Genomic DNA, 11,124 nt, shown 5'->3' on the forward strand with positions numbered 1-11,124 from the left:
GCCAGGTCGGCAGCGGCTGCACGAGCCGCTCGGCCCAGCGCGGAGGTCAAGGAGCAGGCCTGGACGACAGTGGTCGACGACGATGCGGTTCCCAACATCACGGCACGCTCGATCATCGGCGCTTCGCCGGCCCAGGTCAGGGCGAGCTGCTCGAACCGTACGTCGCCCGCTATTTCGACGCCATCGAAGGTGTTTGGGCGCGTCGTTCGAGCGAGGTCGCGCAGACCGTCGTGGTGGGGCTGTACCCGTCCTGGTCGATCAGTGAGCAGTCCCTCGCTGCGGCGGACGAGTTTCTCGACGGCGACCTGCCGCCTGCACTCCGACGCCTGGTGATCGAGGGCCGGGCCGGCATCGTTCGGGCTCTCGCTGCGCGGGAGTTCGACGCGAGCTGATCTCGACGGCATCGACGACGAGGGCCGTTGCTCACCGAAAGGTGGAGCAACCGGCCCTCGTCGTAGGAGCGCGGTCGGGAGGTGAAGAGCTAGGGGCTCAGGATGGACGCAGTCATCACCCGGACGGACGTGACCAGACCGTCGATGAGGTTGCCGTCGCGGAACGGGCCGAGCGCGGCGGTGACACCCAACTGTGCAACCCGGTCGGTCGCCCGGTTGGACACTCGCCTGCCGGTGCGGATCTCGAGAGCATGCCGATTGGGGTCGACGGCGATCAGCACCGAACGGATGGCATCGGGTGTGCCGGGGAACACCGAATCCGCACCCACCGCGGGATCGGCACCGAGATCACCGATGTAGACGTTGAACCGGATCTTGGTCTGTCGAATCGCCTGCGTGAGTGCATCGTCGAGTGCAACCAGGTCCTGCGTCGCGAACGGCAGGTGCTCGGGGTTGGTCGTCCCGAATTCGTGAGCAGCCGAGACGCGGCCACTCGCGGTGAGGGCAGCACCGACGGGCAGGTCTTCTTCTCTGACGTCATTGCGGACGAGTTCACCACTTGCCACTTGCGGAACCTCCGATCGAGTCGGCTGTGTCGGCACCGTGCGAACCGTGACCTCCGAAAGGAGTCACCTCGTCCGTAGCAGTCCACAGCAATGGCTCGCGCGTCCACTCGTCCGTCAGTCGGTAGGGCGGAACGTCCATACCGGGCTGCTTGTCGGTCAAGTAGGACAACGCGCCGAGGAGCCCGATCACCGCAACCGGAATCACCCCGAATATCAGCGTGGTCTCAAAAATGCTCACAGGGTGTGACGTTAGTCGACAATTGCGCGTCGGACCACGTCGGGGCCGGTGTTGTGACCGAAATGTGCAGACGCGACCGCGTCAGGCAGCACCCTCACCGAGATACGCGAGCCAACTCGGGTCGAGCTCCTTCGTCGTCGCCAACAGTCGCCAGTGCGGACCCTTCGGCGGCACCAACTGGGCGCGCAACGTCCAGCCGATCTCACTGAGCAGTTTGTCCGCCTTGCGATGGTTGCACGAGGCGCAGCAGGCGACGCAGTTCTCCCACGAGTGGCCACCTCCGCGGCTACGCGGCACCACGTGGTCGACGGTTTCGGCCTTGCTTCCGCAGTACGCGCACCGGAACCGGTCGCGGTGCATCAGCGCGGCGCGCGTCATCGGCACCCGAGCTCGGTACGGAACACGGACGAACGTCCGCAATCTGATCACCGACGGCACCTGGACCGAGAAGTCCGCGGATCGAATGAACGGCCCCTCCGGATCGTCGTGCACCACGTCGGCTTTCCCACAAACGAGAAGAACCACCGCCCGGCGCATCGGAAGCGCGGTCAGTGGTTCGAATGTGGCATTGAGGAGCAGCACACGGCGCTTGACCCACGCCGGTACGGCGTCGTCGCCCGTGGCACTGTGGGCCGTCGGCACCACACGTAGCGGAGAAGCCCCCGAGGCCGTCTCACGCTGGTCGTGCGTGGTGCGGCCCTCAGTGGGCGGGAGTTGTCGATGGCGGTGTTGCGAGTTCTTCATGCGTTGCTCCAGAGACAGTCGGCGCCCGCGCATGGCTTGCGTGGAACACGAGTCACAGTGGAACACGAATGCACCGTCCACGCACAGCCTTTTTCTCGGCATTTTCTGTTGCCGATCGGTGAACATCTCGCGTCCTCGCGTTCACGATCGACCATCGACGGCTCCATGCGCTGCGTGACTGGCAAGATTTCTGCGTCTCCGTAGACTTTTCGGGTGTCCGTATCAACCTTCCTGTCCGCATCGCCGCTTCCCGAACCGTCGCTGTTGCGAGATCTCGACACCCGAGCTTTCGAACTGACGGATACCGGACGCGACTGGCTGGTCGATCGTCCGCTGCAGGCTCTGGGCTATCTGGCCCTCGCCATCGTGCTGCGCCTGGTCCTGCACAAACTGATCGACCGATTCACCCGCAACAACGTCGGGAAGTCTCCGATGCTGTTGCGTCCGCTCCGCGACCGCTCGTCGAGCACCGTCAAGGGCGCGATTCTCAACGAGCGGCGCAAACAACGGGCCAACACGATCGGCTCTGTGCTCAAGTCGGCCGTCTCGGTCATGATTCTCACGTGGTTCGTGCTCTCGGTGCTCGATGTCGTCGGGGTCAATGTCGCTCCGTTCATCGCCTCGGCCGGGATCGTCGGTGTCGCCTTGGGCTTCGGTGCCCAGAACCTGGTCCGAGACTTTCTGTCGGGCATCTTCATGCTCCTCGAGGATCAGTACGGAGTGGGTGACGTCGTCGACCTCGGTGAAGCGACCGGCACGGTCGAGAGCGTGGGGCTGCGCGTCACGACGATCAGGGATGTCAACGGCACGGTGTGGTACTGCCGCAACGGCGAGGTGCTGCGTGTGGGCAACATGAGTCAGGGCTTCGCGGTCGCCGTTCTCGATCTGCCGGTTTCCCACACGGCCAACATCGACGAGGCCCGCGCGGTCGCCGAACGCACCACCCTGGAGGTGGTGGAGTCGAAGGACTTCGCCAGCGACATCCTCGAACCGCCCGAGATGCTCGGCGTCAACGCGGTCAGCGCCGACACGGTCACCATCCGCATCACGATCAAGACCCGCCCCGGACGTCAGTGGGCCGTGCAGCGCCGACTCCACCAGGAGATACTCCAGGCATTCGACGATGCCGACATCAAGGCACCGTACGCACTGGGTCGCCCGGGTGGGGTCGTGGCCGAGCGCGGCAACTGAACAGACCATGATGGTGACCGACGCCGACCAGGAACGAACAGAGAGAGTGTGATGACCGAACCGCAGCAGACGTTCTACGACGCGGTAGGCGGTGCCGAGACGTTCCGGTCACTCACGGCGAAGTTCTACGAGGAAGTCGCCAAGGACGAGATAGTGCGACCGTTGTACCCCGAGGAGGATCTGGCACCGGCCGAACGGCGGATGCGGATGTTTCTCGAGCAGTACTGGGGCGGTCCGCGGACGTACTCCGACGAGCGCGGTCATCCTCGATTGCGGATGCGCCACAACCCGTTTCGGATCGGTCCGATGGAGCGAGACGCGTGGCTTCGCTGCATGCACATCGCGATCGCGTCGATAGACCCGAAGGTCATGGACTCCGCGCACCGAGCCCAGTTGATCGACTACATGGAGATGGCTGCCAATTCGATGATGAACTCGGCGATTTGAGCGCCGAGAGCGCAGTGGGCTACAGCGATCCGACGCGCTGCGGGCTCTTGCCACCGACGGCAGCCTTGAGCTTGCCCACGCGGGCTCGAACGGAACCGGCCACCTTGAGCGCGAAGCTCACGGGCGCGGGCAGATGCTGGCGCAGGATGGCGTGCTTGCGTACGTAGTTCTCCACGTGCCACTCCGACCAGGTGCCCGCACGGAACAGTGCGGCATCGCCGGGGAGCAGGGTGCGCGGTGCGTGGTCGTCACTCGACACGGTCACCGAACCGTCCATGATGTGCACGATCTCGTCGACGGCGAAGTACCAGCGGAAACGTCCCGCCGTGCAGTCCCACACGTTGGTGGTGGTGGTGCCGTCGATGCTCTTCGACCACTCGGCGAGGCGCGCCTGCGGGTTTCCTTCGAGAATCCAGGTCGGCTCGATGGGGCTGTCGTCGAGCGCGATATCGCCGAGTCGTACGGCTTCGATGGTCGAAGTGATCATGGTTTCCGTCGCGTCCTCACAGTCGGGCGCGGCTTCCGCCGCTACTGGTTTCCAGAGCAGAACATACAACACTTTCCCAACGAACCGGCAGGAGTCGGTCATGTGAATGAGCACAAAGCTTTACTCTTCGTTGACCTACGATTCCGCCGCCGGTCGCGCCCGAACGCCCCTGAATCGTTCCGCGGCCGATCGTTTGGCACTATTGCCCCTTGTGACCGATCCGATCGAAAGCTCCGAGCTGCAGTGGTGGCAGGACGCCGTCTTCTACCAGATCTACCCCCGGTCGTTCGCGGACTCCAACGGTGACGGCATCGGCGACCTCGACGGAATTCGAGACAAGCTCGGCTACCTCGAACTGCTGGGTATCGACGCGGTCTGGATCGGTCCGATCACGCGGTCGCCCATGGCCGATCACGGGTACGACGTATCCGATCCCCGCGATATCGACCCCCTGTTCGGCAACCTGGATATCTTCGACGCGTTGGTCGACGAAGCTCATGCGCGCGATATCAAGGTCACGATGGATCTGGTGCCCAATCACACCAGCAGCGAGCACCCGTGGTTCCGAGCGGCTCTGACGGCTGCGCGCGGTAGTGCCGAGCGAGCCCGCTACATCTTCAGAGACGGACGCGGTGAAGACGGTTCGCAGCCGCCGAACAACTGGCCGAGCATCTTCGGTGGCCCGGCCTGGACCCGCATCACCGAGCCCGACGGTTCCCCCGGCCAGTGGTACCTGCACATCTTCGCGCCCGAGCAGCCGGACCTGAACTGGGACAACCCCGAGGTGTTCGACGACTTCGCGCGCACCCTGAGATTCTGGCTCTCCCGCGGCGTCGACGGCTTCCGACTCGATGTGGCTCACGGTATGGCCAAACCGGTGGACCTGGCCGACATGAGTCTCGAACTCAACGCGTTGATGAAGAACGACGACGACGATCCCCGGTTCAACAATCCTCGGGTCCACGACCTGCATCGACGCATCAGAGCCGTCATGGACGAGTTCCCCGACGCGGTGACCGTGGGCGAGATCTGGGTGCAGGACAATGTGCGCTTCTCGGAGTACATCAGGCCCGACGAGTTGCACCTGGGCTTCAACTTCCGGCTGGCCAGTGTCGATTTCGATGCCGCAACCATCCGTGATGCCATCTCCAATTCGCTTGCCGCAGTCGAGCTGGTCGACGGAACTCCGACGTGGACGCTGTCGAACCACGACGTCGAGCGCGAGGTCACTCGGTACGGCGGTGGGGACCTGGGTCGGACGCGCTCCCGCGCAATGATCCTCGTCGAATTAGCGCTTCCCGGAACGATTTTCGTGTACAACGGTGCCGAACTCGGGTTGCCCAACGTGCAACTGGCCGACAGTGCGTTGCAGGATCCGGTGTGGGAGCGATCCGGGCACGCCGAGCGTGGCCGCGACGGCTGTCGGGTGCCGATGCCGTGGGAGGGGCACACACCGCCGTTCGGGTTCTCCTCCACCGATCGAACCTGGTTGCCGATGCCGCCGGAGTGGGACGGGTACACCGCCGAGGCACAACTCGAAGACGTCGATTCGATGCTCAGTCTCTATCGGACGGCCTTCGAGCTGCGGGCTCTGCGTCCGGAATTCACCGGCAACGGAATCGATTGGTACGGGTCACCTCCCGGGTGCCTGGCGTTTCGTCGACGCGGCGGCCTGATCTGCGCCTTGAACGCGTCGGAGGAGTCGATCCCGCTGCCTCCCGGTGAGTTGCTGCTGGCCAGCGCCCCGCTCGTGGACGGAAGACTCCCGGCGAACGCTGCTGCGTGGCTCGTCTAACGCTCGACGGTGAGTGACAACTGCTGTCCCGCGCGACGAGCGAAGACCGAGCCGTAACGGGCGTCGAGGCGTAGCCAGACCTTCGACACCCGCACGCGAACGACCTCGTCGGGCGCGATCCGATCCGGGTCGACGTCGACGGTCAACGGATCGGTGCCACTGTGCGGGACGAAACCCATTGCGGTGAGCGCGAATACCGTCCGCATGGTGATCGAGACGTCGTCGGCGTCGCCGGCGACGTGCAGAACTTCCTGTTCGAGCAACGAACTCGGCGGTCCGTGGCTGCTGCCGTGCTCCTTGGCCAGTGCAACGCCGCGTTGTGCGAGGCCCACGAGCACCCTGGCGGGCACATCGTCGAGGTGGCCGAATCCACCGTCCGGCGGCAGGGCACCGCGCCACGCGGAATCCATCGAGAATCCCGGGTCGATGACACCGTCGGCCGCCTGCGCCACCGCCGCGACCAACACGTCGGCACCGGCACTGGTGTCGTCGGGCACTATGGTTCCGGTGATCACCCGCGCCGCCAGCGCATCGAAACCCGTTGCCGCCCAGCAGGACACACCTCCGCCCGCTCGGGTCCGCATACGGATCACCGCAGCTTCGTCGAGACGCAGCGCCCTGGTGCAGAACGTCGCGAGGTTCTCCCGCTCGACCGCATCGGGCACGGTCAGTACGCGCTCATACACGCTGCCAGCTCACGAGAAACTCACGCTCGGTCGGGGTGAGCCGACGCAACCGCTGCGCATCGATATCGAACGCCGCGATCTGCGTCGACGCCACCACCGCGGCCGGGGTGTCCAGTGAGGCACCACGGGCCCGCACCTCGTATCCGACGACGAAGTCCACCGCCCGTACCGCGTCGATCCACATGAAGACATCGAGGGGGCCGTCCTCGTGCCGGAGCTGGCCCCGATACTTCACGTGCAGATCCGCGATCACCGCTCCGTGGCGCAGGTTCGCCGTCGGCCTCCCGTCCACCAACAGCCAGGGAATACGTGCCTCTTCGAGGAGAGTGACCATCCGGGCATGGTTGATGTGTTGATACACATCCATATCCGACCACCGCACGTCCACGGTGGCATGAAAGCCCACTCGCGCGGTTACAGGTCGTTGGTCGGACAGATGGGCGTCGGGCACACTCACGTGGTCGTTCCCTCTTCTCGGTCGAGTGTCGGCGATTGCGATGTGCTGGAGGTCAAGGCACCATGTTGCGGACCTGTCGGGCGGCGACCGACAGGGTCGCCAGGTCGAGGGTCCCCGACTCGGCGATCTCGGTCAACGCCGCACGAGACCTCGCCAGCCGGGACGAGTTGGTCGACTCCCATTCTGCGATCTTCTCCGCCACCGACTCCTCCGGCTCACCACCCGCCAGTACGGCCTGCGTGATTCCCCGCAGAGAGGAATACAGATCGTCGCGAAGAGCCAAGCGCGCCAACGAATGCCAGCGGTCTCCGCGGGCCAGCTTGGACACCGCTGTGAGCAACCAGTCGATGCCGATGTGCGCGTCCAGGGCGAAGTAGAGCTCGGCGACCTCGGCTCCGTCCCGGTCGACGATGTCGGCGATATCGATGATGTCGAGCAGGCAGTACACATCGAGCAATCCGTAGATTCGACGAGCCAGCTCGGCCGGCGCGCCGCGTTCGATCGCCGCAGCCGATCGCGAGTCCAGGTCGCTGGCCTGATGCCCGGAGATCCACTTCGACACCGACGGCTGCAGTGCCCGTACCTGACCGGCGTACCGACTGATCTCGGCTCCGACGGCCAGCGGCTGCGGACGGTTGGCGAGCAGCCAGCGCGAGACGCGGTCGAGCATCCGGCGAGACTCGAGCAACAGTTCGGCCGAGACCGCAGTCGGCACGTCCGCTGCCCTGATCGAGTTCCACACCTCGTCGAGTCCGAAGATCTCGGTGGCGGCAGCGAACGCGCGGATGGCATCGGTGCCTGCCGCACCCGAATCCTCGGTCAATCGGTAGGGGAACGTGATGCCGCCGCAGTCGATGGCCTCGTTGGACAGCGTCGTGGCCACCAGCTGCCGCCGGAGCGGATGCGCCTTGATCGCGTCTGCATACGGCTCTCGCAGCGGCTCGGGGAAGTACTTGGGTAGCCGCGGAGCGAAGACGTCGCTGTCGGGCAGTTCGCTGTCGAGCAACTCCGCTTCCAACGCCAACTTCACGTGAGCCATCAACGTCGCGAGTTCCGGCGAGGTCAGCCCTCGGCCGTCCTGCTTGCGTCGCCGCAGGTCCGACTCGGTCGGTAGTGCCTCGAGCTCACGGTCGAGTCCTCGGCGTACTTCCAGATCCTCGATCACCCGACTGTGCACGGTGACCAGGCTGGGCGCGTCGAACCTGGATGTGCCGAGCAGCTCGTTCTGCATGATGTTGTCCCACAACACCAGTCTGCCCACCTCGTCGGTCATCGACGCGAGCAACTCGTCTCGATCCTCGCGCGCGAGGTTGCCGTTGGTGATGGCCGTTTCCAACAGGATCTTGATGTTGACCTCGTGATCGGAGCAGTCGACACCCGCGGAGTTGTCGACGGCATCGGTGTTGATCTTGCCTCCGGCAGCGGCGTATTCGATGCGGCCCAGTGCGGTGGCCCCGAGGTTGCCGCCCTCCCCCACCACTGCGGCGCGGACGTCGATTCCGTCGACCCTCACCATGTCGTTGGCCTTGTCGCCGACCTCGGCATTGGTCTCGGTGGACGCCTTGATGTACGTTCCGATTCCGCCGTTCCACAGCAGATCGGCCGGAGCCCGAAGGATTGCGTTCACCAGCTCAGGCGGAGACAGCGCGTCCACGGAATCTCCCAGCCCGAGTGCAGCGCGCGCGGCCGCACTGATCGGGACCGACTTGCGCGTCCGCTCCCACACTCCACCGCCCGCACTGATGAGCGAGGTGTCGTAATCCGCCCACGACGACCGCGGCAGTGCGAACAACCGCTCCCGCTCGGCGAACGAGGACTCACGCTCGGGATCGGGATCGAGAAAGATGTGCCGGTGATCGAACGCGGCGAGCAGGCGAATGTGCCGGCTGAGCAACATGCCGTTGCCGAACACGTCCCCGCTCATGTCTCCGACGCGACGACGGTGAAATCCTGGCTCTGCGTGTCGATTCCGAGCTCGCGGAAGTGGCGTTTGACGCTCTCCCATGCACCCTTGGCGGTGATGCCCATGGCTTTGTGGTCGTAGCCGGCCGAACCACCGGAGGCGAAGGCGTCACCGAGCCAGAAGCCGTACTTCGCAGCCACGCCGTTGGCCATGTCGGAGAACGTCGCGGTGCCCTTGTCCGCGGCAACGACGAGATAGGTGTCGTCTCCGTCGCGGCGTACGACGCCGGTGGGAACCGTCACCGTTCCGGTAGCGCGGTCGAGATTGTCGGTGATGTCGAGCAACCCGGCGATGAACAGTCGGTAGCAGGCCTTGCCTTCCTCGGCATGGGCCTGTCGATCTCGATCGGCGTCACCGGTCACGACGGGGGGCCGCTTGACGACAAATCCTCCCTTGGCTCCGACGGGCACGATGACGGCGTTCTTGACCATCTGGGCTTTGGCGAGTCCGAGGATTTCGGTCCGGAAGTCCTCACGTCGATCCGACCAGCGCAGTCCGCCGCGGGCCACCGCACCGAACCGCAGATGCACGCCCTCGACGCGGGGCGAGTACACGAAGATCTCGAATTTCGGCTTCGGCTTGGGCAATTCGGCGATCGACTGCGGATCGAACTTGAGCGAGAGGTACTCGCGATGTCGGCCCTCGACTCCCACCACGAAGTAGTTGGTTCGCAAGGTCGCGCGGATCAGCTCGAACATGCTGCGCAGGATTCGGTCGGCGTCGAGGCTGACGACCTCGTCGATCAGTTCCCCCAGCTGGGTGCCGATCGACTGCGCGTTCTCCTCCGAGCTCGCCTCGGGATCGAACTGCGCCTCGAACAACCCGACCAACAGCCGCGCAGTGCGCGGATGCGTCAGCAGCACACCTTCGATGTTGAACTGACTGTAGGGAAAACCTGCCTGGCGCAGATACTTCGCGTACGCGCGCAACACCACTGCCTGCCGCCAGTGCAGGCCGGCGCGCATGACCAGCTCGTTGAACCGGTCTGCCTCCGCCTCGCCGCTCCACACTGCCGCGAACGCGTCGGTGAACCGGTGCTGCACTCGGCTCTCACGATCGGCGGTGCCCGCCTCGGACAACTCCGCATCGATGTCACCGTCGATTGCCGAGCGCAGCATCTCGCGCGAGGCCGAGAGCCCGAAATCGTAGATCCAGCAAGACATTCCGTCCGGTCGCACCACAGGGTACGGCCGTTCGTCGTCGACCTCGACGCCGAGACTCTGCAGGATGGGCAGCACCTGCGACAGGGAGACGCCCGCGCCGCCGATGTACAACGAGAACCGCCAACTGCCCACCGCGGACTGCTCGTGACGGTAGAGCTGCATGTCGATCGAATCGTCACCGAGCCCTTCGAGGCGAGCGATGTCGGTCACGGCCCGAGCCGGACTGAAATCCTGCTTGTAGGCCTCGGGGAACGCCTCGGTGTACCGCTGAATCCGCAATGGGTCCACAGCGCGGTCGAGCGAGACGGCGTCGCCGAGGGAGTCCTCCCAGGTTCTGGTGGTCTCGGTGAGAGCCGCCTCGATCCGGGTGATGTCCTCGGCAGCGAGCTCCGTCGACAGCGTTCCCGGTGCCCGGCGGACGGTCACGTGCAACAGCGCCAGGTCCGATTCCGTCACGCGCGCTGTGTAATCGAGAGAGGTGCCGCCGAGTTCGTGGAGCAACCGATCCTGGATGGCGAGACGAACACGGGTGGTGTAGCGATCTCGCGGCAGGTACACCAGGGCGGAGACGAAGGAGCCGCTGGTATCGGGCCGGACGAACAGCTTGACCTTGCGCCGACGGCCCAGTGCCAGAACAGCACTCGCGGTCTCGAACAGCCAGGCCGCCGAGGTGGCGAAGAGTTCCGAGCGCGGCATCGACTGCAGCACTTCGAGCATGGCCTGACCCGAGAAAGACCCGAGATCATGGCCGGCCCGGGCGATCACCGATCGCACCCGACGCTCGATCACCGGAATGTCGAGCACGTTCTCGTGCAGCGCCGTCACGGTGAAGACGCCGACGAAGCGGTGCTCGGCCGAGTTCGCGGCGTCGAGGACACTCACGAAGTAGGGGTAGACCGCGCGGTGCACCGTGGCCGGCCTCGCGCCCTGCGTCAGGGCCACCAGGTCGCGTTGACCGAGCGGTTCCGAGCCGTCCACGACGTGGGCCGCGTCGA

General features: G+C 65.2%; 9 protein-coding genes and 2 pseudogenes. 4 read left to right on the forward strand and 7 right to left on the reverse strand.

The window, feature by feature from the left end:
• Positions 1–392, forward strand: a pseudogene (locus RHBS_RS17195) (ERAP1-like C-terminal domain-containing protein); the annotation flags it as partial.
• Positions 393–481: 89 nt separating this feature from the next.
• On the opposite strand, the gene RHBS_RS17200 reads toward RHBS_RS17195, so the two are convergent.
• From RHBS_RS17200 to RHBS_RS17210, 3 genes are all read right to left on the reverse strand, one after another.
• Positions 482–958 (reverse strand): DUF5130 family protein, encoded by a 477-nt coding sequence (locus RHBS_RS17200; protein WP_121869446.1) that lies wholly within the window; start codon positions 956–958, stop codon positions 482–484.
• On the reverse strand, positions 945–1,196 hold the full coding sequence (locus tag RHBS_RS17205) for a hypothetical protein (protein WP_068052560.1): 252 nt from the start codon (positions 1,194–1,196) through the stop codon (positions 945–947). Before RHBS_RS17205 ends, RHBS_RS17200 begins: the two co-directional genes overlap by 14 nt.
• Positions 1,197–1,277: 81 nt before the next feature.
• Positions 1,278–1,940, reverse strand: a complete 663-nt coding sequence (locus RHBS_RS17210) for an HNH endonuclease (RefSeq protein WP_183130115.1) — start codon at positions 1,938–1,940, stop codon at positions 1,278–1,280.
• 261 nt (positions 1,941–2,201) lie between these two features.
• On the opposite strand from RHBS_RS17210, the gene RHBS_RS17215 reads away from it, so the two are divergent.
• Both RHBS_RS17215 and RHBS_RS17220 read left to right on the forward strand, forming a co-directional pair.
• Entirely contained in the window at positions 2,202–3,131 is a 930-nt protein-coding gene (locus RHBS_RS17215) for a mechanosensitive ion channel family protein (RefSeq protein ID WP_374700626.1), read from the forward strand.
• Between the two features lie 51 nt (positions 3,132–3,182).
• Positions 3,183–3,578 carry a globin gene (locus tag RHBS_RS17220; protein ID WP_032394607.1) on the forward strand — a complete coding sequence of 132 codons (396 nt, stop codon included), beginning with the start codon at positions 3,183–3,185 and terminating at the stop codon, positions 3,576–3,578.
• A gap of 19 nt (positions 3,579–3,597) precedes the next feature.
• Here the strand turns inward: RHBS_RS17220 and RHBS_RS17225 are convergent, their stop codons facing one another.
• Positions 3,598–4,065, reverse strand: coding sequence for a cupin domain-containing protein (locus RHBS_RS17225; RefSeq protein WP_121872309.1), 468 nt, complete (start codon positions 4,063–4,065; stop codon positions 3,598–3,600).
• A 211-nt stretch (positions 4,066–4,276) separates the two neighbouring features.
• Between RHBS_RS17225 and RHBS_RS17230 the strand changes: the two genes are divergently transcribed.
• Complete coding sequence (locus RHBS_RS17230) at positions 4,277–5,860, forward strand: glycoside hydrolase family 13 protein (protein WP_121872308.1); 1,584 nt, start codon at positions 4,277–4,279, stop codon at positions 5,858–5,860.
• On the opposite strand, the gene RHBS_RS17235 is transcribed toward RHBS_RS17230, so the two are convergent.
• The 3 genes and pseudogenes from RHBS_RS17235 to RHBS_RS17245 all read right to left on the reverse strand — a co-directional run.
• Positions 5,857–6,546 (reverse strand): hypothetical protein, encoded by a 690-nt coding sequence (locus RHBS_RS17235; protein ID WP_121869445.1) that lies wholly within the window; start codon positions 6,544–6,546, stop codon positions 5,857–5,859. The two genes, RHBS_RS17230 and RHBS_RS17235, sit on opposite strands and share 4 nt — an antisense overlap.
• Complete coding sequence (locus tag RHBS_RS17240; protein WP_121869444.1) at positions 6,539–7,003, reverse strand: thioesterase family protein; 465 nt, start codon at positions 7,001–7,003, stop codon at positions 6,539–6,541. Before RHBS_RS17240 ends, RHBS_RS17235 begins: the two co-directional genes overlap by 8 nt.
• A gap of 52 nt (positions 7,004–7,055) precedes the next feature.
• Positions 7,056–11,124, reverse strand: a pseudogene (locus RHBS_RS17245) (NAD-glutamate dehydrogenase); the annotation flags it as partial.

This window comes from Rhodococcus sp. BS-15, from assembly GCF_000813105.1.
GTDB lineage: Bacteria > Actinomycetota > Actinomycetes > Mycobacteriales > Mycobacteriaceae > Rhodococcoides.

What these genes read in the sequence shown, in the direction of transcription:
- RHBS_RS17210 (WP_183130115.1), bottom strand. Translation starts at nt 1,940, where the DNA reads ATGAAGAACTCGCAACACCGCCATCGACAACTCCCGCCCACTGAGGGC.
- RHBS_RS17220 (WP_032394607.1), top strand. Translation starts at nt 3,183, where the DNA reads ATGACCGAACCGCAGCAGACGTTCTACGACGCGGTAGGCGGTGCCGAG.
- RHBS_RS17225 (WP_121872309.1), bottom strand. Translation starts at nt 4,065, where the DNA reads ATGATCACTTCGACCATCGAAGCCGTACGACTCGGCGATATCGCGCTC.